We start from the raw sequence: 22,881 nt of genomic DNA, 5'->3' as shown, positions 1-22,881 counted from the left end.
TTTTCGTCTGCCGCTTTAAAATGGCGCTCTTTCCCCGACAAACTGGACTAGCGATGATCACCTGGCAATGGCAAACCTTCGACGAACTTGGCCCCCACTCCCTGTATGCGGTGCTGGCGCTGCGCCAGCGCGTGTTCGTGCTGGAACAGCAATGCCTGTATCCGGACCTGGACGGCCATGACCAGGCCGCCATGCATCTGCTGGGCTGGCAAACCGTCGATGGCCAGCGGCAGCTGGCGGCGTACTTGCGCGTGCTGGCGCCAGGCGCCAAATATGTGGAGATGTCGCTGGGCCGCGTGCTGACAGCGCCCGAGGCGCGCACCACCGGCGCCGGCAAGCTGCTGCTGGCGGAAGGCATCGCGCGCGCCGTGCGCCTGCATGCCGGCCATGCGATCCGCATCGGCGCGCAGCAATACCTGGAGCGCTTTTATCAGTCCTTCGGTTTCGTCACCGTCAGCGCGCCCTACGATGAAGATGGCATCCAGCACATCGACATGCTGCGCGCGGCGCAAACCGCATGACGACCGCGCTGATTTCCTGGAGCGGCGGCAAGGATTCCTGCCTGGCCCTGTGGCGTGCGCGCGCCGCCGGCATGGCGGTGCCACTGTTGATTACGGCGATGGATGAGGACGGGCGCAAGTCGCGCTCGCACGGCGTGCCGCCCGAGCTGCTCGAAGCGCAGGCGGCCAGCCTGGGTGCGCGCCTGCAGCGCTATCACGCCAGCTGGGCCAGCTACGAGGAACAATTCATCGCCATGCTGCGCGCGGCGAAAGCCGAGGGCATAGCCCATGCGCTGTTTGGCGATATCGACCTGCAGCCGCACCGCGACTGGGAAGAAAAAGTCTGCGCAGCGGCCGGCCTGCAGGCCCATTTGCCGCTGTGGGGAGAAAACCGCCTGGCGCTGGTCGAGGAATTTCTGGCGGCCGGCTTCAAGGCCATCGTCGTGTGCATCAACGGCAACCATTTATCGCCGGACTTTTGCGGGCGCGAATTCGACGCCGCCTTCCTGGCCGACCTGCCACCGGGAGTGGATGCCTGCGGCGAGAATGGCGAGTTCCATACCTTTGTCTACGACGGCCCGGCCTTCGTCGCACCGGTGGCGCTGCAGCGCACGCAGGTGCTGCGCTACGATGCGCCGCAGGATCTCGGCGGCGCCACCTATTATTTCCAGGAACTGGCGCCCGCGTAAAGCGTGGCAAACGTGGTTTGCAATGCAAAACGGGCGGCCCGCAGGCCGCCCGTTGTTGCTTGTCCAGCAGCCGCTACATCAAGGCTTGGTGACGGTGACCAGGCTGACGTCGAATACCAGGCCGGCATAGGCCGGGATGGTCGGCAGGCTGCCGGTCGGGCCATAGCCCAGGTCCGACGGAATCGTCAGGCGGCGCGTGCCGCCCACCTTCATGCCGACCAGGCCCTGGTCCCAGCCCGGAATGACCCGGCCCTTGCCCAGCACGACTTCAAAACCGACGCCTGGCTTGGTGGCGTCGAACTGGGTTCCCTTGTTGTCGGTCTTGCCCGAGTTGTACAGCCAGCCGGTGTAGGTGACGATCAGGGTGTCGCCGACGGCGGCTTGCGCGCCCGTGCCCACCGTCAGGTCAGTGACGATCAATTCCTTCACCTGCGTGGCCGGATCGATGACGACTTCCTTTTTGTCGTTCGCGGCGCTGCCGCAAGCGGTCAAGGCAAAGGCACAAGCGACAGAAGCGATCAACTGAAATACCGATTTCATGGTTTCCCTTTAAATATTGGAGTGTGACTGAAGCCCGTACGATGCGGACCGTGCGGGCTGCAGTTTAACAGGAGTCACTGGGGCAACTTGTAAGCAGACGTAAGCAGGCCGGCAAATGCGTGGTTCCTGCAACACTGTCAAGCTGGCAAGTGCCCCCTGCCCCTCAGATTTCCACCTGCGTACCCAGTTCGATCACCCGGTTGCTGGGGATCTGGTAATAGTCGGCCGCCGTGCGCGCATTGCGCGACATGGTGACGAACAGGTGCTCGCGCCACGGCATCATGCCGGCGCCCGGCGTCGAGATGATGGTCTGGCGGGCGATAAAGAACGAGGTTTCCATCATTTCAAAGGTGAAGTCGCCACCCTCGCCTTGTGCCAGCGCCAGCGCGGCGGGAATGTCCGGCTCGTCCTTGAAGCCGTAATGCACATTGACCTGGTAGCACTGGTGGCCCAGGTCGAGCACATTGACCTGCTCGTTTCGCGGCACCCAGGGTTCCTCGTGCATGAAGACCGTCAAAAAGATCACGCGCTCATGCAGCACCTTGTTGTGCAGCAGGTTGTGCAGCAGCGCATGGGGCACGCCGTCGCTCTCGCCGCGCAGGAAGATCGCCGTGCCCGGCACCCGCAACGGCGGCGCGATGAACAGCGAAGCGAGGAAATCGTCGAGCGGAATCGCATGTTTTTCCAGGTTGTCGAACACCAGCTGGCGGCCGCGCTTCCAGGTCAGCATGACGATGAACAGGATCGAGCCCAGCAGCAACGGGAACCAGCCGCCGTGGAACAGTTTCAAGGCGCTGGCCGACACCAGGCTGACGTCGATGATCAGGAAAAAGCCGGTCGCGGCCCAGCACAGCGCCAGGTTCATCTTCCAGCGGTAGCGGATCACGAAGAAGGTCAATATGGTGGTGCACAGCATGGTGGCGGTGACGGCAATGCCATAGGCGGCGGCCAGGTTTTCCGAGGAACCGAAACCGACCACGGCCAGCAGCACCACGCACAGCTGCAGCCAGTTGACGGCCGGGATGTAGATCTGGCCGATTTCGCTTTCCGAGGTATGGCGCACGCGCATGCGCGGCAAAAAGCCCAGCGCGATGGCCTGCTTGGTCATCGAGAAGGTGCCGGAAATGGTCGCCTGCGAGGCGATCACGGTGGCCATGGTCGACAGGATCACCAGCGGATACACGCTCCAGGAACCGAGCTGCTGGTAGAAGGGATTCGATACCGCTTCCGGATGAGCCAGCAGCAGGCCGCCCTGGCCCAGGTAGTTCAGCGCCAGCGCCGGAAAGGCGATCAAAAACCAGGCCAGGCGGATCGGCTTCTTGCCGAAGTGGCCCATGTCGGCGTACAACGCCTCGGCGCCCGTCAGCGCCAGCACCACCGCGCCCAGTGCGACAAACGCGACAAAGCCGTTTTCCATCAGGAAGGTGGCCGCATGCATGGGGTTCAGCGCCGCCAGCACGTGCGGCGACTTGATGATGTTGAGCACGCCCATGATGGCCAGCGCGGCAAACCACAGCACCATGATGGGCGCGAAATAGCGGCCGATGCCGGCCGTACCGTGCGATTGCACGGAGTACAGGGCCACCAGCACCACCATCGTCAGCGGCACCACGTAGGGACTGAAGGCGGGCGTGGCCACTTCCAGGCCCTCGATCGCCGACAGCACGGAAATGGCCGGCGTGATCACGCTGTCGCCATAGAACAGGGTGGCGCCGAACACGCCGATCACCATCAGCGGAAAATGCCAGCGCGACAGCTTGCTGACGGACGACAGCACCAGCGCCATCAAGGCCATGATGCCGCCTTCGCCACGGTTGTCGGCGCGCAGCACCAGGGTCACGTACTTGAGGGAGACGATCAGGGTCAGGCCCCAGAAGATCAGCGAGACGATGCCCAGCAGGTTGTTGTGGGTCAGCGCCAGGCCGTGGGCCGGGTCGAACACGGTTTTCAGGGTGTACAGCGGGCTGGTGCCGATATCGCCGTAGACTATGCCGACGGCCGCCAGCGTCATGCCGGCCAGGCCGCTTTTTTTATGTTCCGACGTCAAGGTTGCACCCGTTTTTGTTTTGTTGCATCGCACAATATGATAGGTATTAGCAAATAGCAAGAGTATTTTTGCATGATTCCGGGCTGCCCCAAGGTCGTTTGTTTTTGGCTGCGATGCACTTGTGCGCGGCGTCGCGGCCCTCGATTTGTTGCCATTCTACGCTGCCCCGGTGCCGCCCGGCAGGGCATATTGATTTCAGCGATAATGACAGACTGTCTACTCTCTTTGTGAAGCCAATCATGAATCCAGGCATGTTGTACGCCTCGCTCGCCTTTTTGTGCTGGGGCCTGTTTCCACTGTACTTCCATGCCCTGGAAGAAGTCGCACCGCAGGAAATCCTCGCCCACCGCATGGTCTGGTCGCTGCTGTTCCTCGGCATCATGCTGACCGTGCGCCGCCAGTGGGGCTGGCTGCGTACCTTGAAAAGCCAGCCGAAGGTGGTGGCCAGCTTCGTTGCCAGCGCGTTTTTATTGTCGGCCAACTGGTTCATCTATATCTGGGCCGTCAACAACGGCCATGTGGTCGACGCCAGCCTCGGCTATTTCATTACGCCGCTGATCAATGTGATGCTGGGCTTCCTGCTGCTGCACGAACGCCTGCGCCGGGCGCAATGGCTGGCCATCGCGCTGGCCGCCTGTGGCGTGGCCTGGCTGACCTGGCAGGCGGGGCAAGTGCCATGGATCGCCCTGCTGCTGGCGGCCACCTTTGGCGGCTACGGCCTGCTGCGCAAGACGGCCGCGCTGGGCGCGCTGGAAGGCCTGTCGTTCGAGACGATGATCCTGTTCCCGCTGGCGCTGGCCTATATGCTGTGGCTGACCTGGCATGGCCAGAGCGGCTTCGTCAATACGGACTCGAACGGCACCCGCGCGCTGCTGCTGGCTTCCGGCCCGATCACGGCGATTCCGCTGCTGATGTTTGCGGCCGGCGCGCGGCGCCTGCCGCTGGCCGTGCTGGGCCTGCTGCAATATATCGCCCCCACCGGCCAGCTGCTGATCGGCGTCTGGGTCTTCCATGAGTCGTTCACCCAGGAGCGCATGCTGGGCTTTATGGTGATCTGGGCCGCGCTGGCGCTGTATGCCTGCGAAGGGCTGTGGATGTCGCGCCGGGCCCGCCTGGCGGCTTAGCTTGTTGACGGACAACGCTGGCCGGAAGCGGGCGTTTACCGTATCCTGTTCGTCTTTGTATAACACCCGAGATTTCTAATGGCTAATTACGTCTACACCATGAATCGCGTGGGCAAGATCGTCCCGCCCAAGCGCCAGATCCTGAAAGATATTTCCCTGTCGTTTTTCCCAGGCGCCAAGATCGGCGTGCTGGGCCTGAACGGTTCCGGTAAATCGACCCTGCTGAAAATCATGGCCGGCATCGATACCGACATCCAGGGCGAAGCCGTGCCGATGCCGGGCCTGAATATCGGCTACCTGCCGCAGGAACCGCAACTCGATCCGGAAAAAACCGTGCGCCAGGAAGTCGAATCGGGCCTGGGCGAAGTGTTCGAAGCCCAGGCCAAGCTCGAAGCCGTGTACGCCGCCTATGCCGAGGAAGATGCCGATTTCGACGCCCTGGCCAATGAGCAGGCACGCCTGGAAGCGATCATCTCGACTTCCGACGGCGGCAACCTGAACCTGCAACTGGAAATGGCGGCCGATGCGCTGCGCCTGCCGCCATGGGACGCGAAAATCGGCGTGCTGTCCGGCGGTGAAAAGCGCCGCGTGGCGCTGTGCAAGCTGCTGTTGTCGAAACCGGACATGCTGCTGCTCGACGAGCCGACCAACCATTTGGATGCGGAATCGGTCGACTGGCTGGAACAATTCCTGCTGCGCTTCCCGGGCACCGTGGTGGCCATCACCCACGATCGCTACTTCCTCGACAACGCGGCCGAGTGGATCCTGGAACTGGACCGTGGCAGCGGCATTCCATGGAAGGGGAATTACTCGACTTGGCTGGAACAGAAGCAAGCCCGTCTGAAACAGGAAGAAGCCACCGAATCGGCACGCCAGAAAGCGCTGCAGAAAGAATTGGAATGGTCGCGCCAGAATCCGAAAGCGCGCCAGGCCAAGTCGAAAGCCCGCCTGGCACGCTTCAACGAGCTGTCCGAGCACGAATACCAGAAGCGCAATGAAACCCAGGAGATCTTCATCCCCGTGGCCGAGCGCCTGGGCAATGAAGTGATCGAGTTCAAGAACGTGACGAAAGCGTTTGGCGACCGCCTGCTGATCGACGACTTGAGCTTCACGATCCCGGCCGGCGCCATCGTCGGCATCATCGGCCCCAACGGCGCCGGTAAATCGACCTTGTTCAAGATGATCACCGGCACGGAACAGCCGGACAGCGGCGAAGTGGCCATCGGCCAGACGGCGCGCGTGTCGATTGTCGACCAGAATCGCGGCGACTCGCTGTCGGACAGCAAGACCGTGTTCCAGGACGTCTGCGGCGGCGCCGACATGCTGACCGTGGGCCGCTTTGAAATGCCGTCGCGCGCCTACCTGGGCCGCTTCAACTTCAAAGGTGGCGACCAGCAAAAAATCGTCGGCAACCTGTCGGGCGGTGAACGCGGCCGTCTGCACCTGGCGAAAACGCTCTTGATGGGCGGCAACGTCCTGCTGCTCGATGAACCGTCGAACGATCTGGATGTGGAAACCTTGCGCGCGCTGGAAGATGCGCTGCTGGAATTTGCCGGCAGCGTGATGGTCATTTCCCACGATCGCTGGTTCCTCGACCGTATCGCCACCCATATCCTGGCGTTCGAAGGCGATTCGCAAGTGAAATTCTTCGACGGCAACTATCAGGAATATGAAGCCGACAAGAAGAAACGCCTCGGTGAAGAAGGCGCCAAGCCGAAACGCATCCGCTACAAGCCGCTGACCGTCTAAGTTTTACGGTCATGCAATGCAAAAAGGCAGTCACCTTGGTGACTGCCTTTTTTTTCAGCACTGCTACAAATTAAAAATTGTAGCGGGCGCCAACTGCCAGGCCGGTAGCCTTGTGGCCTTGATCCGCGCTCTTGCCGAAGTGTTCCACTTCCGCCGTCAGCGAGACTTTCTCGTTGATGGCGTACTGCGCGCCCAGCGAGGCATACACGCCGGTCTTGTTCTCGCCGCGGATGCCGGTCGACAGGCCGGAGCCGCTCAGGCTGTTGTCGACGCGGGCGACACCAAGCTTGCCGAACACGCCGACTTTTTCAGTAACGGGCATGGTGGCCTTGCCGGCCAGGTAGTAGCCGTGCGAATCGCTTTTCACATTGCCGCCGGCGCCGGCGCCATTGACGTAGCTGTAGTCCTTGCTGCCGAAGTCGGCATAACCGCCCTCGACCGCCCAGGTCTGGTTCAGGTCGTAACCGGCAAAGACCTTGCCGCCGGCCTTGGCGCCGCTGTGGTTGTCGGCGCTGGTGGCGCCCGGGACACTGAAATCATAACGGTTGGCGGTGACGCCGACACCGACGTAGGGACCTTCGGCATGGGCCGCGCTCATGGCGGACAGGGCGGTTGCGGATGCGATCATTGCAAACAGGATCTTTTTCATCATGTTCTCTCTTAAATAAGTTGAATTGCCTGGATTCGCAGTTCAGCGAAATGCGATGTGTCCACAATAGCACTGTGAAAAACACACGTCCGTCTCCATTCCGTAAGAAATGTGACGAGATGTAAGCCAGGCAGTCCAACTGGAAATAAGGCAGAAATGAGCCAAGTTAAGCTAACTTAAGCGAAACTTAAGAGAACTAAGAAAAATAGATCTTCAGGAATACGCTTCCGCCATCGTCATCACGCGCGGCGTAATGGCGATGCCATGCTGCGCGAACAGGGCTGTGATGTCGGCCAGGTTTTGCACGCATTCTTCGCTTTTCCAGCCCTTGAAGATGTCGGTGCCGTCTTTCTGGAAATGCAGGTCCAGCACCTGGCAGCCATCCTTGTGCAGATACGACGAACTGTAAACATTGCCAAAGCCCAGCGCCGCCAGCTGATCGAGCAAGGCTTGCGGCGCATGGTCGGGATTGGTGGCAAGGAATACGCCGAAGGTCTTGCCGGGTGGCTTGGCGGCGATATCGACCTCATAAATGCCGGGCGCCTTGCTGCTGGACGTCGTCTTTAAAAATAACATGGAACACTCCCTGCGCGTGCTGTCTCGCGCCTGAAGCAGGCGCCATGACTGGGGCGGTGCGCTTGATTCCCAGCTTCAAATGTTATTTCCAATCGGCACCTTTGTCGACAACGCGGCGCTTTTATTTGGTAAGTTGTGGTTATCTGGCCGCTGATTGCCTGTTCTTCCTTTCAAGATTGCCCGTTAGCATTGCATCAATACAAACGCTGCTGCATACTTTTGCCTTGCGCGCGCCAGCCCGACCTTTCAGAACCTCCATGCGTCTCTTGTCGAACAAATACCGTTTGCTGCTCCTGCTGACCTTGATCCTGGCGGCCGGCTTCGTCGCCACCAGCATGGCCAGTTACCTGGCGTCGCGCAAGGCCATCGAACACGGCATCGCCGACCAGACCTTGCCGCTGACGGGCGACAATATCTATTCCGAGATCCAGAAAGACATGTTGCGCCCTGTCTTTATCTCCTCGCTGATGGCGCACGACACCTTCGTGCGCGACTGGATACTGGCCGGCGAAAACGACAGCCGGCAAATCGTGCGCTACCTGGCCGAAGTAAAAAAGAAATACGGCGCCATCACCAGCTTCCTGATTTCCGACAAGAGCAGCAAATATTATTACGCCGAAGGCACGCTCAAATCCGTCAGCCCGAAAGCCGAGCGCGACGTCTGGTACTACCGCGTGCGCGACATGAAGAACGCGGACTATGAAACCAATGTCGATATCGACATGGCCAACCGCGACAGCATGACGATCTTCATCAACCACCGCGTCTATGATTACGACGGGCGCTTTATCGGCGCCACCGGCATCGGCCTGACCCTGGCCACCATGAGCCATATCATCGACCGCTACCAGGCGCGCTTTCACCGCAATATCTATTTTGTCGACGGCAAGGGCGCCATCGTGCTTGCTGGAAAAAGCATGCGCGACAGCCACCGTGGCCAGGGCAATATCCGCAGCCTGCCCGGCGTGCGCGAGATCGCCGGCCAGATTCTCAACCGGCAGACCGAACCGACCCATTTGTCCTACCAGTTCGAGCACGCGCAAATCCTCGTCAACTCGCGCCATATCCCGGAACTGGGCTGGTACCTGGTGGTCGAGCAAAATGTCAGCGATGAGGTCAAGTCGCTGCAAAGCGTGTTCATCCTGAACCTGGCCATCAGCTTTGGCGTGACCCTGCTGGTGCTGCTGCTGACCTTGCTGACGGTGAACCGCTACCAGCAGCGCATCGAGCGCATCGCCTCCACCGACGCGCTGACAGGCTTGCTGAACCGCAAGTCGCTGGAACTGCTGTTCCAGCGCGCCATGCTGCTGTCCAAGCGCACGGCCCAGCCCATGTCGGCCATCCTGTTCGATATCGATTTCTTCAAGCGCGTGAACGACACGCATGGCCACCTGTGGGGCGACAAGGTGATCCTGGGCGTGGCCGACGTGGCGCGCGCCACCGTGCGCGAGAGCGACGTCATCACGCGCTGGGGCGGCGAGGAATACCTGGTGCTGCTGAACAATTGCAGCCTGGCGCAGGCGATGCAAGTGGCCGAAGCCTTGCGCGCGGCCGTCGCCGGCCACGATTTCGGCCTGCCCCAGCCGCAAGTGCCGGTGACCATCAGCCTGGGCGTGACCGAATACCGGCATGACGACAGCGAATCGGCCTTCTTTTCACGCGCCGACAGCGCTCTGTACCAGGCCAAGGAGGCCGGCCGCAACCGCGTGGCAGCGGCTTGATTACTGCCCGCGCTTGCGCCGGGCCAGGTCCACGGTAGGCGCCACCAGCGCCGCATACAAGTCGCCGGTGGCCGCATCCCACTGCGCCACCGCCTGCTGCTGGCGCGCCACGGTGGCCATGTCGCCGCGTGCGATCGGACCGGTCAGCGCCGGCGCCGCGCCCAGGCGCAGCACATTGGCCACCGTTTCCGTCACCAGCGGGCCGGCCAGCTCGCGCGCCACCGCTTCCGGAATGCCGGCCGCCTGGTAGGCGCGCAGCGAGGCGTCGAGCACCGTCACCAGGTAATTGCTGGCGAACACGGCGGCTGAGTGATACAGGGTCTTGGCGGCGGCGGCTATCGGCACCGGGCGCGCGCCGATGGCGGTCAAGGCCGGCGTCAAAAAGGCCAGCGCCAGCGGATCACCCTCGATGCCGCAATAGGTGCCGTCAAAACTGCCCGCCACCTGGCCTGGGTCGGCAAAGCTGCGGATCGGATGCACGCTGGCGACCGAGGCGCCGGCCTGCGTGGCCGCCAGCAGCAGGCTGGACGCCAGCGCGCCGCTGCAGTGAAACACGATCGCGCCGCCTTGCCCGCCCTCGGCCACCAGCGCCGCGCAGGCCGGCACGATCTGGTCGTCCGAGACGGCCAGCATGGTGACGTCGGCGCGCCGCAAGGCGGCATAAGTGTCGACCGGTGTCCCCGCGCCGATAAAATCGACGGCATCGCGCGCCGACTCCATCGAGCGCGTCAGCACGTCCTGCACCGCGATGCCTTCCACGCCGGCCAACAGGCGGCCCAGCACCCGGCCCACATGGCCGGCGCCGATGATATTGAAGATCACGTTCATGCTGGTTAAAAGCGGGAACCCGGCTGCTGCAGGAACGCGCGTTCTTCCGGCGTGGAGTCGCGGCCAAGGATGGCGTTACGGTGCGGGAAGCGGCCGAAGCGGGCAATCACTTCCTGATGGCGCTGGGCATAATCGAGCATGCTCTCGTAGCCTTCGCGCGCCTGCGCCAGCAGCTGGAACAGCTCCACCGCGCGCGCCTGCATCACCAGGTCTTCCGCATGCTCGAAAGGCATGTAGACAAACGCGCGCAAGGTCGGCTCCAGCTGCTGGTCCTGGCCGCTTTGCGTGAGCGCCACGGCCAGTTCCAGGGCCTGCGGATCGCCGGCAAACGCGCGCGGCGTGTCGCGGTACACATTGCGCGTAAATTGGTCGAGCACCAGGATCAGGGCCAGCGCGCCGCGCGGCGTGGCGGCCCAGTCGCGCAGGCCGCCATCGATGGCGGTGTCGATCAGCGCGCCGAAGCGCTCGCGGATCTGCGCGTCGAAGGCGTCGTCCTTGCGGAACCATTCGGCGCGCGACTGGCCGTGGCCGGGATTGTCGGGGGCGAGAAACCAGAAATCGAGTACGGCTTGGGCCTGTGCATCCATGATCATTTGTCTACCTTGTCTTAGTTGCGGGCATGCGACAGCTGGAAGCCGGCGATGCCGTCGAAAGCGGCCAGCTCGGCCGACATGGCGGACAGGCTGGCGCCCGTGTTCTTGCCATGCGCGATGGCGACGAAACGCCATTCCTGCATGCCGTCGGTGCTGCCGATGGTCAGCGAGCCGCCCGCGATGTCGTAGCCGCGCTTGGCGGCCATGCGCCGCAGCGCATCTTCGCGTGGCACGAAGTCGCGCTTGAAGCGCATGGTAATGGCCACGGCATGGCGCGAGGGCAGCCAGTTCTCCAATTTTGACAGAAAAATCATCGCCATCGCGCACAGGAAGGCCAGGCCCATGGCCGACAGGTAAAAGCCGATGCCGACCATGATGCCGATCACCGACGAGGCCCAGATCGAGGCGGCCGTCGTCAGGCCGCTGATATTGAAGCCTTCGCGCATGATCACGCCGGCGCCCAAAAAGCCCACGCCGGTGACAATGCCCTGGATCACGCGCGTGGGGTCGCTGCCGACGATGCTGCCATGGCCGCCGTACCAGAACTCCGGATAGCCGCCCAGCACCGTCAGCGCGGCCGACGCCATGCATACCAGGCCGTAGGTGCGCATGCCCGCCGCGCGCCCGTGATACGAGCGCTCGTAACCCACCAGCAGGCCCAGCGCCAGCGCGCCGAGCAGGTTCAGCAGGATCACGCCATTGGTCGCCAGCTCGGCCGGCGACCAGTAGGCGCGCAGGAAGTCGATGGTCGGCATCGCCTACGGTTTCTTGCTCAGCTGCTTTTCAAACGCCACATCGAGCTTGCTGACCCGGCGCGCCTTTTGCGGCCCCAGCGCGTTGACAAAGGCGACAAAGGCGTCCAGTTCCAGCGGCGCGCACAAGGGCGGCAAGCCCGGTCCCTCGGTCAGGAAAAACAGCTCGTCGCCGGTGCGCGCCATGGTGTACAGGCGGTTGCCGGTGCGTTCCTTGAGCCGCTCGATGGCGGAGGTGGCGCGTGTCGATCGCATCAGATGGCTCCCGTGCGTTGTTCCAGCCACGCCAAGGCGTCGCCTGCCAGGTGCGGCGCCAGGCGCGCGCGCACGATGGCGTGATAGTCGTTCAGCCAGGCCGCCTCGTCGTCGCGCATCAGGCTGCGTTCGATGCAGCGCGTGTCGATCGGGCACAGGGTGAGCGTTTCAAATTTCAGGAATTCGCCGAACTGCGACGAGCCGGCCGGCACGTTCAATACCAGGTTTTCGATGCGGATGCCCCATTGGCCGGGGCGGTAGATGCCCGGTTCGACCGACGTGATCATGCCCGGCTCCATCGCCGTCTGCGGCTCCGGCAGGCTTGATTGCGAGATCGACTGCGGTCCTTCGTGGACATTCAGGAAAAAGCCCACGCCGTGGCCGGTGCCGTGGCCGAAATCGATGCCCTCTGCCCACAGCGGCGCGCGCGCGATGGCGTCCAGCATGGGCGATTTCACGCCGCGCGGGAACTGCGCGCGCGACAGCGCGATCATGCTGCGCAAGACCAGCGTGAAATCGCGCCTGTGTTCGGCGGTGATGGCGCCCACCGGCACCACGCGCGTGATATCGGTGGTGCCGCCCAGGTACTGGCCGCCCGAATCGATCAGCAGCAGGCCATTGCCTGCGATGGTCGCTTCGCTGCCTTCCTGCGCGTGGTAATGCATGATGGCGCCGTGGTCGTTGAAGCCGGCGATGGTGCCGAAACTGGGGCTGACAAAACCGCTGCGCCGGGCGCGTGCCGCCGTCAGGTGCTGGTCGACACCGATTTCCGTCAGCGGCGCGCGCTGCGGATCGGCCAGGGTGGTATCGAGCCAGCTGAAAAATTCGCACAGGGCCGCGCCATCCTGCTCCATCGCGGCGCGCACATGGGCCGCTTCGCTGTCGGTCTTGCGCGACTTGGCCAGGGTGGTGGGGTTGATCGCCTCGATCACGCGCACGGCGCCGGCCACCGCCTGGCGCGTGCCGTACGTGACGCGGCGCGGGTCGAGCAGCAGGCTGGCACCGGCCGGCAAGGCCGCCAGCGCGTTTGCGGCCTGCGCGTAGGGCGCCACGTCGACGCCCTGCTGTTCCAGCACTGCGCGCAGGGCCGCAGGCAGCTTGCCGTCGGCGACAAACAAGGTGGCGCGCTCCGGTCCCACCAGCGCATGGGCCAGGAACACGGGGTTGTAGCTGACGTCGGCGCCGCGCAGGTTGAACAGGTACGCGATATCGTCCAGCGTGGAGATCATATGGTGGCTGGTGCCGTGCACCGTCATGGCCGCGCGCAGCGCCGCCAGTTTTTCAGCACGCGGCAGGGCCGGATACGGCGCGCCATGCTCGAAGATGGCGGCGGTGGGCAGCACCGGGCGATCGGTCCATACGGTGTTCAGCAGGTCCAGATCGGTGCGCAGCGTGACGCCTGCCACCAGCGCCTGCTGCAGCAGGCGCGCATTGGCCAGGCCCAGCACGGCGCCGTCGACCGCCACCGTCTGGCCGGCTTGCATGGTGCTGCCCAACCAGTTGATAAACAGCACGCTGGCGCCGGACGGGATTTTTTTCAGCTCGATGCCGCTGCCGGCCAGTTCGTTTTCCGCCTGCTCCCAGTAGCGGCCATCGGTCCACACGCCGGCAAAGTCCTGCGTGACGACCAGGGTGCCGACCGAGCCCGTAAAGCCCGAAAGCCATTCGCGGCCCTGCCAATGCGCCGGCAGGTATTCGGACAGATGCGGATCGGCCGACGGCACGATCAAGGCATCGATCTGCTGGTCGCGCATGGCGGCGCGCAAGGACGTCAAACGGGAGGCGGGATTACTGTGAACGGATGTCTGCATGGCGGCGAAAAGGTGCGGTGCTGGGAAGCGATCATGATACTCCGATTGCCGGCGATGCTGTACTCACACCGCTTGCTGCGCGATCAGGTCGGCGATCTGTCCGGCCGCCGGTGTTTCGGCGGCCATGGCCGCCGCCACCCTGGCGCAGGCGGCAGCGACGGCGGGATCCTCCAGCAGGCCCGCCAGGGCGCGGGTCCAGGCGCGCGGCGGCGCATCGGGCAGCACCGTGGCGGCCACGCCCAGGCGCCGCAGCCGCGCGGCATTGTCGGGCTGGTCGAAGGCGAACGGCACGATCAATTGCGGCTTGCCGGCCGCCAGCACGGTGGCGCTGGTGCCGATGCCGCCATGGTGCACGAACGCCACCGCCAGCGGCGCCAGCAGATCGAATGGCGCATACGCCGCATGGTGCACGCTGGCGGGCAAGGCGGCCGGCAGTTGTTCGCGGTAGGGCGTGACCACCACCACCCGCAAGCCCAGGCTGGCCGCGGCGGCCAGCGCGCGGGAAATAAAAGGGCCGCCATGCGCCATGGCCGAACCGGGCGTAACGACGATGGGAGGGCTGCCCGCGTCGATAAAGCGCTGCAGGGCAGGCTCACACTGGCCCTCGCTGGCCGGCATGCGCGGAAAGCCGGTACAGACGGTATTGGGCGGCCAGTCCGGCTGTGGCGCGGCAAACCAGGCGGGAAAGGCGCAGATCACCTGCTGCGGCGAATGCAGCCAGCGGCTCATCACGCGCCGCACGGGAGCAAGATTCAGGGTGGCGCGCAGGCGGTTGATGTCGGGCCGCACGACAGGATCGAGCATCAGCCGTTCCACCAGCGCCAGCGCCAGCCGCACGGCCCAGCGTGGCCAAGAGCGTGGCCAGTGCAGGCCGCGCCGCACGGAGGTGTCATGCGCCGTCAGAAAGCACGATGGCGCCAGGTGCACCGTTACCAAAGGCACGCCCTGCGCTTCCTGCAGCAGCCGTCCCGTCAGCCCCAGGGTGCTGGCGACGATCAGGGTTGGCGCCTCTTTTACCAGCGCCAGCTGCTGCGCATAGGCGGTGGGCAAATGGCGCGCCATATGCTTCCAGATGGTGGCAAAGCCCTTCACCGGATGCCACAGGTCGGCATCGTTCACGCTGGCGTCCAGCTCCTGCTGGCTCAGGCCCGACACAAAACGCAGGCCTGCCGCTTCCACGCGCGCCTGGAAGTTCGCCGTGGCCACCAGGGTCACGTCGTGGCCGCGCGCGCGCAGCGCCTGGCCGATGACGATGAATGGATAGACATCGCCGGCGCTGCCGACGGCCAGGATCAAAATGCGGATCGTCTTCAACGCTTGAGCAGCTGGCCGGCAAGGCCCGCGATTTTTTCCAGCAGCGCCTCGTCGTGCGGCAGCCAGGGCATGGCGCCCAGCTTGCCGCCCTTGGCAGCGACGTCGATGACCACTTCGGCGCCGTCCAAGGTGACCCTGGCGGTGGCCAGATGGATCGCGTGCCGGCCCACCGTCAGGTGATGCGGCTCGAGCGCCATGCGCCCCGCGTCGATCTGCTGTGCGAATACCTGCGCCAGCACGATACGCCGCATGCCCGCCATCGGTCCCGGTGCTAGGTCGGCCAGGAAAGACAGGCGCTGCTCGCGCTGGGCGTCGGGCGCTTCCTCCACCAGCGCCAGCGCGCTGGCGCTGACCAGCAGATCCACCGCGCGGCACGCTTCGGAATACGCCACCGGCGCCATCGGCAGCATCGGCGCAGGCGCCAGCCCGTTTGAGGTGCAGGCGCCGCCCGCCCCCGGATACACGCGTCCGTCGATGCGCAGCAACACGCGCCAGGCGCCGAACTGGCGCGACAGGCCTTCATCGTGGTCCAGCCTCCAGCCTTCGCGGCGCGCCAGTCCCAGCAAGGTGCGCAGCGACAGCTGGTAGCCGGCAAATGGGGCACCGCCGTCGCCGGGCGATTCATATATTTCGCGATACACCTGGCGCAGCGGCTGGCGCACGCGCCGCCGCGTGACCAGCGCCTGCCAGGCGGCGCGCTCCTCTGCGCTGCCGTGCAAGGGGTGCCACAGGCCAATGTCGCCGTCTTCAGGCAATGTCAGCGGCTGGCCCTGCGCATCGATGGCACCCTCGCCATCGAGCATGAAAACCTGCCCATCGCCGGTACGCCAGACCAGCGCGCGCGCCACCGTGTCGATATCGGCGTCACCGCGCAAAGTGCGCCACTGCTCCAGGCCCAGCCACACTTCGCTGGCATAACCCGCTTCCAGGCGGCGCGCCAGCATGGCCTGGCGCCGCTTGCCCATGGGGCCGGGCATGCCGACCCGCCAGGCGATATCGGGCCGCTCGGCCAGCGCCCGTTCGGCCGGTTTCAGATTGCGTTCCAGCTTCTTGCGGATGCCCGCATGGCGCACCTGGGCCAGCGCCGTGCGCAGGGCCAGCAGGCTTTCCGGCGTGGGAATGGTTTCCACCGCATGACCCAGCGCCATCGCCAGCGACTGCGACGGCGCGCTTTTTGCCGCGCCGGGCGCCACGCACGCCAACGGCAGCAAGACGGTGATGACGGGCCGGAACCAGTCGTCATCGCGGTAGGAGGCCACCCGCGCGGCGCGCGCCAGCACCGGCGAGTCTGCCGTGGCAAAGGCGGCGTCGGCCGCATACGGCACGCTGCCTTCATGGATGGCGGCGATATGGCGCGCCGCCTGTTCCAGTATCGTGCGCGCAAAATCGACATATGGCGCGTCGTCGGCCAGCACTTCGGCCGGATCCGCCTGGCCGATGCTGTCGCGGTTCCAGTGGCCGCTGTAGCGCGAACCGGCCAGCGCCAGCAGGGAAGCCTGCGCCAGTTGCGGCAGCACGGCCAGTTCCTGCAAGGTCAAGGGCATGGCATAGCGCGCATGGCGCTCGTCCATCATCTGCGCGAATTGGACCGGGGCATCACCGCCGGCCAGGCGCGCCAGCAGCCAGGCGGCATAATGCTGCTCGCCCCAGTGCTTCGGTTCATCCAGGATGCGCAGGGCCAGCTGCGCGCTGCCCTCGGGCGCCTCGCCATGCAGGCAGGCCAGGCAGCCAATCGCATAGTCCCAGTCGTGCACGCGGGCCGCGTCGAGCGCATCGAGAAAGATATCACCCGCCAGCGCCGGCGCCAGATTCATGCCGGTGGCCTGTTCCAGCAGGGCCAGCGCCAGTGCACGGCGCGCCGGATCGTCATGGCCGAAGCCGGAAGCGCGGTGCAGCGCGCCCCAGACCACACCCAGTTCCTCTGGCGTCCAGCCGGTGAAATCGACGGGCGGCCCCGTAAAATGTGCATGGTCGACCGGGGCGCCATCGAGGCGGGCGCGCAGGGCGTCGGCACGCGCAAAATCAGGTGGCATCATCGGCCTCGTAGCGGCGCAAGCCATCCAGATCGAGCACGCGGATGCCGCCGTAATCGAGGCGCAGCAAGCCCTGTTTTTCCAGCACCTGCAAGGCCTGGTTGGCGCGCTGGCGCGACGAGCCGGAGAGCAGGCCGATTTCTTCCTGCGACAGCTGCACCAGGGTGTCCACGCCCGGGTACAGATGCGAGTTGAACATCGACGCCAGGCAGCGCGCCACGCGCGTGTTCAGGTCCAGCAGGCGGTCGTTTTCCACCATGCCGATGAACTGGCCCAGGCGCTCGTTCAGCTGCATCAGCAGGAAGCGCGTAAACGGCAAGCTGGTATCGAGCAGCCAGTGAAAAGTGGATGCCGGCAGGCGCGCCACGCGCGTGTCGCGCAGGGCCATCGTATCGTATTTGCGGATCTCGTTTTTCAGCAGCGAGCCTTCGCCAAACCAGCTGCCGGGCGGCACGCCGATAAAGGTCATGGCCTTGCCGGAAGCGGAAAAATTATTCATCTTGACCATGCCGCTGATGACGCCGATCCAGTACTCGGCCGGCTCGCCCTTGCGGCACACAAAGCCGCCTTTCGGCACAAACGCTTCCACGGTATCGGCTTCCACGCGCGCCAGTTGAGCGGCGTCAAGCAACTGCGCCCAGTTGGCTGCGCGCACGGCTTCCTTGAGACTGATATCGGCTGATTTCATTTGTGCGATGCACCATCGAAAAGTGGGCAAATGTCCCCGAAAAGACAACTCGTCATTCCTACGCAAGCTACTATCATTGCACAAACGCCTTACACATAAAAACACAGAGTGCCACACAACGAGGTGGCGCCTGAGACACGCAACAGGAGACACTGGTGCAAAACAACACAGCAATGCCGACTTTTCCCCGGCGCCTGGTGCAGCATGGCGCCGTCCGTCCCGACAAACCCGCCTTTCGCGAAAAATACCTGGGCATCTGGCAAACCTGGACCTGGCAGGACGTCAACGCGGAAGTGCGCGCCCTCGCCTGCGGCCTGGCCGCCATCGGTTTCCAGCGCGGCATGAACCTGGCCATTATCGGCGACAACCGCCCGCGCCTGTACTGGGCCATGCTGGCCGCGCAGAGCCTGGGCGGCGTGCCGGTGCCCCTGTACCAGGATGCGCCGGCGGCCGACATGGCGTATGTGCTGCAGGACGCGCATATCCAGTATGCCATCGTCGAAGACCAGGAACAGGTCGACAAGCTGCTCGAACTGAAAAACCTGTATCCGCACGTGGCGCATATCGCCTATGACGATGAACGCGGCATGCGCCACTACCACCAGCCCGAGCTGATTTCGTTTGCCGGCCTGCAGGCGCTGGGCCGCGAGTACGACCGCGCCCATCCTGGCTTTTTCGAGGCGGCGGTGGAAGCGGGCCGCGGTACCGATTCGGCCGTGATCCTGTACACCTCGGGCACCACCGGCAAACCGAAAGGCGTGTGCCAGAGCCACGCCGCGCTGCTGTCCGCTGGCGAAGGCTGCGTCGCCTTCGACCAGCTGACCGACGACGAAGATATCCTGTCCTATTTGCCGATGGCCTGGGTCGGCGACTGCCTGTTTTCGCTGGCGCAGGCGATGGTGGCAGGGTTTACCGTCAACTGCCCCGAGTCCGGCGACACGGTGATGATCGACATGCGCGAAATCGGCCCCACCTGTTACTTTGCGCCGCCGCGCGTGTTTGAAAACATGCTCACCAGCGTGATGATACGGATGGAAGACGCCAGCAGCATCAAGCGCCGCGTGTTCAGCCATTTCATGGACGTGGCCAGGCGCTGCGGCGCGCAGATTTTGGACGGCAAGCCGGTCGCGCTGATGGATCGCCTCAGCTACCAGTTGGGCAATGTACTGGTCTATGGTCCATTGAAAAACGTGCTGGGACTGTCGCGCGTGCGCGTGGCGTACACCGCCGGCGCCGCCATCGGCCCCGACCTGTTCCGCTTCTACCGCTCGATCGGCGTCAACCTCAAGCAGCTGTACGGCTCGACCGAAACCTGCGCCTACGTATGCCTGCAACCGGACGGCAATATCAAGTTCGACAGCGTCGGCCTGCCGGCGCCCGGCGTGGAAGTGAAACTGGCGGCCAATGGCGAAGTGCTGGTCAGGTCGCCGGCCACCATGAGCGGCTATTACCACCGCCCCGAGGCCACCGCCGAAGTGATCGACGCCGACGGCTATTTCCATACGGGCGACGCGGGCGTGTTCGACAGCGAAGGCCATTTGAAAATCATCGACCGCGCGGCCGACGTCGGCAAGATGAATTGCGGCGCCATCTTCGCGCCCAACTATATCGAAAACAAGCTCAAGTTCTTCCCCTTCATCAAGGAAGTGGTGGCCTTCGGCCATGGCCGCGACCAGGTGTGCGCCTTTATCAATATCGATATTGAAGCGGTCGGCAACTGGTCCGAACGGCGCGGCATTGCGTATGCCGGCTATACCGACCTGGCCGCGCGCGAGGAAACCTATGGCCTGATCCGCGACTGCATCGAGCAGGTCAATGCGGAACTGGCGGCCGATCCGTTGATGGACCGCACCCAGGTGCACCGCTTCCTGGTGCTGCACAAGGAGCTGGACCCCGATGACGACGAGCTGACCCGCACGCGCAAGGTGCGCCGCAAATTCATCGCCGAAAAATACGCGGTGCTGATATCCGCCCTGTACGAGGGCAAGACCTCGCAGTTCATCGAGACCCAGGTCAAATTCGAGGACGGCCGCACTGGTTCCACCAGCGCCGACCTGCATATCTGGACCAGCAAAACCTGGCCGGCCCTGGGCCTGGCAGCATGATGGAGCACGGCACGATGCTAATGAATGAACCCGACGTCCACTTCGGCACCGAGCGCAAGACCGGCCCCGTGATCCTGGACCTGAAAAATATCTCCCTGTCGTTCGGCGGCGTCAAAGCGCTGACAGACATTTCCTTCGACGTGAAGCAGCACGAGATCCGCGCCATCATCGGCCCGAACGGCGCCGGCAAAAGCTCGATGCTCAATGTGATCAACGGCGTGTACCGTCCGCAGCAGGGCGAGATCATCTACCGCGGCGAACACCGGCGCGGCATGGACTGCTACGAGGCCGCCAAGTCCGGCATCGCGCGCACCTTCCAGAACATCGCGCTGTTCAAGGGCATGACGGTGCTGGACAACATCATGACCGGCCGTAACCTGAAAATGAAATCGAACTTTTTGCTGCAGGCCCTGTACTGGGGACCGGCGCGGCGCGAGGAAATCGAGCACCGCAGGAAGGCCGAAGAGATCATCGACTTCCTGGAAATCCAGGCCATCCGCAAGACGCCGGTGGGGCGCCTGCCCTACGGCCTGCAAAAGCGCGTCGAACTGGGCCGCGCGCTGGTGGCCGAACCGGAAATCCTGCTGCTGGACGAGCCGATGGCCGGCATGAACGTGGAAGAAAAACAGGACATGTGCCGCTTTATCCTCGACGTCAACGACCAGCTGGGCACGACCATCGTGCTGATCGAGCATGACATGGGCGTGGTGATGGATATCTCGGACCGCGTGGTGGTGCTCGACTACGGCCGCAAGATCGGCGACGGCACGCCGGACGAAGTGCGCAGCAACCAGGATGTTATCAACGCCTATCTCGGCGTCGCCCATTAGGACTCATCGGACATCTTATGAATATCAATTTTTTCTTTGAAGTGCTGATCGGCGGCCTGCTGTCGGGCGTGATGTATGCGCTGGTGGCGATCGGCTTCGTGCTGATCTACAAGGCCTCGGGCGTGTTCAATTTTGCCCAAGGCGCCATGGTGTTCTTTGCCGCCCTCACCTGCGTCGGCATCATGGACAAGTTCGGCCTGTCGCTGTGGCTGGCCATTCCGCTGACGATGGTCACCATGATCGTGTTGGGCATGGCGATCGAGCGGGTGGTGCTGCGCCCGCTGGTGAACCAGCCCGAGATTACCCTCTTCATGGCCACCATCGGCCTGGCGTTTTTCATCGAGGGCCTGGCGCAGCTGATGTGGGGTTCGCAGGTGCATAAACTGGACCTGCCGATCGAAGACGTGCCGATGCAGTTTTTGATGGATCACTTCAACATCATCATCTCGCAGTTCGACGTGGTGGCGGCCGGCATCTGCGCGCTGCTGGTGATCTGCCTGGCCCTGCTGTTCTCGAAAACCAAGGTGGGCCGCGCCCTGCGCGCGGTGGCCGACGACCACCAGGCCGCGCTGGCGGTGGGCATTCCGCTGCAGCGCATCTGGGCCGTGGTGTGGGGCGTGGCGGGCCTGGTGGCGATGGTGGCGGGCCTGCTGTGGGGCGCGCGCAACGGGGTGCAGTTCGCGCTGACCTTTATCGCCCTCAAAGCGCTGCCGGTGCTGATCCTCGGCGGCTTTACCTCGGTGCCCGGCGCGATTGTCGGCGGCCTGATTATCGGTGCCTCGGAAAAGCTGGCGGAAGTGTATATCGGCCCGATGGTGGGCGGCGGCATCGAAGGCTGGTTCCCGTATGTGCTGGCGCTGCTGTTCCTGCTGGTGCGCCCGGAAGGCCTGTTCGGCGAAAAAATCATCCGCCGAATATAACGCACGCAAAAACACGTAGGTCGGATTAGGCGGGGCCGCCGAGGCCGCAGGCCGTAATCCGACAAACACCACAACAGCGAACAAAGGACCACCCATGATCTACCGTGAAGCCGGACAATTCAAGACCAGCTACCAGGACGACAACCAGATCTTCCCGATCCGCCAGGACCGCCTGGCATTGACGGCGACCCTGATCGCCGCCGTCTTCCTGCTGCCGTATTTCGCCTCGCCCTACATCCTGTCGGCGATCATGATCCCGTTCCTGATCTTCGCCCTGGCCGCACTGGGCCTGAACATCCTGACCGGTTATGCCGGCCAGCTGTCGCTGGGCACGGCCGCTTTCATGGCCGTCGGCGCGTTTGCCTCGTATAACTTCATGGCGCGCCTGCCCGGCCTGCCGCTGCTGGTGTCGTTCATCCTGGGCGGCCTGTGCGCGGCCATGGTCGGCATCGCGTTCGGCCTGCCGTCCCTGCGCATCCGCGGCTTCTACCTGGCCGCCTCCACCCTGGCGACCCAGTTCTTTGTCGTCTGGTGCCTGACCAAGATCCCGTACCTGACCAACTACAGCTCCTCGGGCGTGGTGACGGTGCAGGGCATGCAGATCCTCGGCTACCAGTTCGACACGCCGCAAAGCAAATACCTGCTGGTGCTGGCCATCGTGGCGGGCATGGCGCTGCTGGCCAAGAACATGATCCGCTCGAACGTGGGCCGCTCGTGGATGGCGGTGCGCGACATGGACATGGCGGCCGAGGTGATCGGTTTCAGATTGATGCGCACCAAGCTCTTGGCGTTCGCCGTCAGCTCGTTCTACTGCGGCGTGGCCGGCGCCCTGTATGCCTATGCCTACCTGGGCACGGTGGAGCCGGAAGCGTACAACCTGGACCTGTCGTTCCGCATCCTGTTCATGATCATTATCGGCGGCGTCGGTTCGATCCTCGGCTCCTTCCTCGGCGCCGCCTTTATCGTGCTGCTGCCGGTGTTTTTGAACATCGTCGCGCACGGCCTGGCGCTGCCCACCAGCGTCGCCTCGAACCTGGAACTGATGGTGTTCGGCGCGCTGATCATCTTCTTCCTGATCGTCGAGCCGCATGGCCTGGCCAGGCTGTGGCAGATCGCGAAAGAAAAGCTTCGCTTATGGCCGTTCCCGCACTAACTTT

21 protein-coding genes are annotated in these 22,881 nt (G+C 63.9%); 9 read left to right on the top strand and 12 right to left on the bottom strand.

The window, feature by feature from the left end; translation table 11 throughout:
* The first annotated feature begins 53 nt into the window (after window positions 1–53).
* Complete coding sequence (locus ACP7B7_RS15050) at window positions 54–521, top strand: GNAT family N-acetyltransferase (RefSeq protein ID WP_426077157.1); 468 nt, start codon at window positions 54–56, stop codon at window positions 519–521.
* On the top strand, window positions 518–1,189 hold the full coding sequence (locus ACP7B7_RS15045; RefSeq protein WP_426077156.1) for a diphthine--ammonia ligase: 672 nt from the start codon (window positions 518–520) through the stop codon (window positions 1,187–1,189). The genes ACP7B7_RS15050 and ACP7B7_RS15045 overlap by 4 nt, the downstream gene beginning before the upstream one ends.
* 78 nt (window positions 1,190–1,267) lie before the next feature.
* Here the strand turns inward: ACP7B7_RS15045 and ACP7B7_RS15040 are convergent, their stop codons facing one another.
* Window positions 1,268–1,729, bottom strand: coding sequence for an FKBP-type peptidyl-prolyl cis-trans isomerase (locus tag ACP7B7_RS15040; protein ID WP_426077155.1), 462 nt, complete (start codon window positions 1,727–1,729; stop codon window positions 1,268–1,270).
* Between the two features lie 163 nt (window positions 1,730–1,892).
* A complete protein-coding gene (locus ACP7B7_RS15035) occupies window positions 1,893–3,776 on the bottom strand; it encodes a potassium transporter Kup (protein ID WP_426077154.1) in 1,884 nt (627 codons plus the stop codon).
* Between the two features lie 239 nt (window positions 3,777–4,015).
* Here ACP7B7_RS15035 and rarD point away from each other — a divergent pair, with 239 nt between their 5' ends.
* A complete protein-coding gene (gene rarD, locus ACP7B7_RS15030; RefSeq protein ID WP_308923317.1) occupies window positions 4,016–4,900 on the top strand; it encodes an EamA family transporter RarD in 885 nt (294 codons plus the stop codon).
* A gap of 78 nt (window positions 4,901–4,978) precedes the next feature.
* Complete coding sequence (gene ettA / locus ACP7B7_RS15025; RefSeq protein WP_308923316.1) at window positions 4,979–6,649, top strand: energy-dependent translational throttle protein EttA; 1,671 nt, start codon at window positions 4,979–4,981, stop codon at window positions 6,647–6,649.
* A 70-nt stretch (window positions 6,650–6,719) separates the two neighbouring features.
* Here the strand turns inward: ettA and ACP7B7_RS15020 are convergent, their stop codons facing one another.
* On the bottom strand, window positions 6,720–7,301 hold the full coding sequence (locus ACP7B7_RS15020; protein WP_308923315.1) for a porin family protein: 582 nt from the start codon (window positions 7,299–7,301) through the stop codon (window positions 6,720–6,722).
* Between the two features lie 210 nt (window positions 7,302–7,511).
* The gene (locus ACP7B7_RS15015; protein WP_308923314.1) at window positions 7,512–7,874 is read right to left on the bottom strand and encodes a hypothetical protein; all 363 of its coding nucleotides are present in this window, start codon (window positions 7,872–7,874) and stop codon (window positions 7,512–7,514) included.
* Window positions 7,875–8,131: 257 nt separating this feature from the next.
* Here ACP7B7_RS15015 and ACP7B7_RS15010 point away from each other — a divergent pair, with 257 nt between their 5' ends.
* Window positions 8,132–9,595: a sensor domain-containing diguanylate cyclase gene (locus ACP7B7_RS15010; protein ID WP_426077153.1), complete on the top strand. Its 1,464-nt coding sequence runs from the start codon at window positions 8,132–8,134 to the stop codon at window positions 9,593–9,595.
* Here ACP7B7_RS15010 and ACP7B7_RS15005 read toward each other — a convergent pair whose 3' ends face one another.
* The 8 genes from ACP7B7_RS15005 to ACP7B7_RS14970 form a co-directional block, all read right to left on the bottom strand.
* Window positions 9,596–10,423 carry a Rossmann-like and DUF2520 domain-containing protein gene (locus ACP7B7_RS15005; protein ID WP_308923312.1) on the bottom strand — a complete coding sequence of 276 codons (828 nt, stop codon included), beginning with the start codon at window positions 10,421–10,423 and terminating at the stop codon, window positions 9,596–9,598.
* 5 nt (window positions 10,424–10,428) lie between these two features.
* Window positions 10,429–11,016: a DUF924 family protein gene (locus ACP7B7_RS15000; RefSeq protein ID WP_308923311.1), complete on the bottom strand. Its 588-nt coding sequence runs from the start codon at window positions 11,014–11,016 to the stop codon at window positions 10,429–10,431.
* Window positions 11,017–11,030: 14 nt separating this feature from the next.
* Window positions 11,031–11,771: an MgtC/SapB family protein gene (locus ACP7B7_RS14995; protein ID WP_065307809.1), complete on the bottom strand. Its 741-nt coding sequence runs from the start codon at window positions 11,769–11,771 to the stop codon at window positions 11,031–11,033.
* 3 nt (window positions 11,772–11,774) lie between these two features.
* A complete protein-coding gene (locus tag ACP7B7_RS14990) occupies window positions 11,775–12,023 on the bottom strand; it encodes a hypothetical protein (protein ID WP_308923310.1) in 249 nt (82 codons plus the stop codon).
* Complete coding sequence (locus ACP7B7_RS14985) at window positions 12,023–13,834, bottom strand: aminopeptidase P family protein (protein WP_308923309.1); 1,812 nt, start codon at window positions 13,832–13,834, stop codon at window positions 12,023–12,025. Before ACP7B7_RS14985 ends, ACP7B7_RS14990 begins: the two co-directional genes overlap by 1 nt.
* A gap of 63 nt (window positions 13,835–13,897) precedes the next feature.
* The gene (locus tag ACP7B7_RS14980) at window positions 13,898–15,148 is read right to left on the bottom strand and encodes a glycosyltransferase (protein ID WP_308923308.1); all 1,251 of its coding nucleotides are present in this window, start codon (window positions 15,146–15,148) and stop codon (window positions 13,898–13,900) included.
* On the bottom strand, window positions 15,145–17,184 hold the full coding sequence (locus ACP7B7_RS14975) for a DUF4132 domain-containing protein (protein WP_426077152.1): 2,040 nt from the start codon (window positions 17,182–17,184) through the stop codon (window positions 15,145–15,147). The genes ACP7B7_RS14980 and ACP7B7_RS14975 overlap by 4 nt, the downstream gene beginning before the upstream one ends.
* Window positions 17,171–17,869: a Crp/Fnr family transcriptional regulator gene (locus ACP7B7_RS14970; RefSeq protein ID WP_426077151.1), complete on the bottom strand. Its 699-nt coding sequence runs from the start codon at window positions 17,867–17,869 to the stop codon at window positions 17,171–17,173. The genes ACP7B7_RS14975 and ACP7B7_RS14970 overlap by 14 nt, the downstream gene beginning before the upstream one ends.
* 173 nt (window positions 17,870–18,042) lie before the next feature.
* Here ACP7B7_RS14970 and ACP7B7_RS14965 point away from each other — a divergent pair, with 173 nt between their 5' ends.
* The 4 genes from ACP7B7_RS14965 to ACP7B7_RS14950 all read left to right on the top strand — a co-directional run bounded on the left by ACP7B7_RS14965 (window position 18,043) and on the right by ACP7B7_RS14950 (window position 22,877).
* On the top strand, window positions 18,043–19,974 hold the full coding sequence (locus ACP7B7_RS14965; protein ID WP_426077188.1) for an AMP-binding protein: 1,932 nt from the start codon (window positions 18,043–18,045) through the stop codon (window positions 19,972–19,974).
* A 14-nt stretch (window positions 19,975–19,988) separates the two neighbouring features.
* Window positions 19,989–20,804 carry an ABC transporter ATP-binding protein gene (locus ACP7B7_RS14960; protein ID WP_426077150.1) on the top strand — a complete coding sequence of 272 codons (816 nt, stop codon included), beginning with the start codon at window positions 19,989–19,991 and terminating at the stop codon, window positions 20,802–20,804.
* Window positions 20,805–20,827: 23 nt separating this feature from the next.
* Window positions 20,828–21,724 (top strand): branched-chain amino acid ABC transporter permease, encoded by an 897-nt coding sequence (locus tag ACP7B7_RS14955; RefSeq protein ID WP_308925631.1) that lies wholly within the window; start codon window positions 20,828–20,830, stop codon window positions 21,722–21,724.
* Between the two features lie 94 nt (window positions 21,725–21,818).
* A complete protein-coding gene (locus ACP7B7_RS14950; protein WP_308923304.1) occupies window positions 21,819–22,877 on the top strand; it encodes a branched-chain amino acid ABC transporter permease in 1,059 nt (352 codons plus the stop codon).
* Window positions 22,878–22,881 lie beyond the last annotated feature (4 nt).

It is taken from the genome of Janthinobacterium sp. PSPC3-1 (assembly GCF_049896105.1).
GTDB lineage: Bacteria > Pseudomonadota > Gammaproteobacteria > Burkholderiales > Burkholderiaceae_D > Janthinobacterium.
Note: the sequence above shows the minus strand (reverse complement) of the source record. Positions and strands in the feature narration are given on the sequence as shown.

Excerpts from the sequence above, each read along its gene's own strand:
- ACP7B7_RS15050 (WP_426077157.1), top strand. The coding sequence starts at position 54 with ATGATCACCTGGCAATGGCAAACCTTCGACGAACTTGGCCCCCACTCC.
- ACP7B7_RS15045 (WP_426077156.1), top strand. The coding sequence starts at position 518 with ATGACGACCGCGCTGATTTCCTGGAGCGGCGGCAAGGATTCCTGCCTG.
- ACP7B7_RS15040 (WP_426077155.1), bottom strand. The coding sequence starts at position 1,729 with ATGAAATCGGTATTTCAGTTGATCGCTTCTGTCGCTTGTGCCTTTGCC.
- rarD (WP_308923317.1), top strand. The coding sequence starts at position 4,016 with ATGAATCCAGGCATGTTGTACGCCTCGCTCGCCTTTTTGTGCTGGGGC.
- ettA (WP_308923316.1), top strand. The coding sequence starts at position 4,979 with ATGGCTAATTACGTCTACACCATGAATCGCGTGGGCAAGATCGTCCCG.
- ACP7B7_RS15020 (WP_308923315.1), bottom strand. The coding sequence starts at position 7,301 with ATGATGAAAAAGATCCTGTTTGCAATGATCGCATCCGCAACCGCCCTG.
- ACP7B7_RS15015 (WP_308923314.1), bottom strand. The coding sequence starts at position 7,874 with ATGTTATTTTTAAAGACGACGTCCAGCAGCAAGGCGCCCGGCATTTAT.
- ACP7B7_RS15010 (WP_426077153.1), top strand. The coding sequence starts at position 8,132 with ATGCGTCTCTTGTCGAACAAATACCGTTTGCTGCTCCTGCTGACCTTG.
- ACP7B7_RS15005 (WP_308923312.1), bottom strand. The coding sequence starts at position 10,423 with ATGAACGTGATCTTCAATATCATCGGCGCCGGCCATGTGGGCCGGGTG.
- ACP7B7_RS15000 (WP_308923311.1), bottom strand. The coding sequence starts at position 11,016 with ATGATCATGGATGCACAGGCCCAAGCCGTACTCGATTTCTGGTTTCTC.
- ACP7B7_RS14995 (WP_065307809.1), bottom strand. The coding sequence starts at position 11,771 with ATGCCGACCATCGACTTCCTGCGCGCCTACTGGTCGCCGGCCGAGCTG.
- ACP7B7_RS14990 (WP_308923310.1), bottom strand. The coding sequence starts at position 12,023 with ATGCGATCGACACGCGCCACCTCCGCCATCGAGCGGCTCAAGGAACGC.
- ACP7B7_RS14985 (WP_308923309.1), bottom strand. The coding sequence starts at position 13,834 with ATGCAGACATCCGTTCACAGTAATCCCGCCTCCCGTTTGACGTCCTTG.
- ACP7B7_RS14975 (WP_426077152.1), bottom strand. The coding sequence starts at position 17,184 with ATGATGCCACCTGATTTTGCGCGTGCCGACGCCCTGCGCGCCCGCCTC.
- ACP7B7_RS14970 (WP_426077151.1), bottom strand. The coding sequence starts at position 17,869 with ATGAAATCAGCCGATATCAGTCTCAAGGAAGCCGTGCGCGCAGCCAAC.
- ACP7B7_RS14965 (WP_426077188.1), top strand. The coding sequence starts at position 18,043 with ATGCCGACTTTTCCCCGGCGCCTGGTGCAGCATGGCGCCGTCCGTCCC.
- ACP7B7_RS14960 (WP_426077150.1), top strand. The coding sequence starts at position 19,989 with ATGCTAATGAATGAACCCGACGTCCACTTCGGCACCGAGCGCAAGACC.
- ACP7B7_RS14950 (WP_308923304.1), top strand. The coding sequence starts at position 21,819 with ATGATCTACCGTGAAGCCGGACAATTCAAGACCAGCTACCAGGACGAC.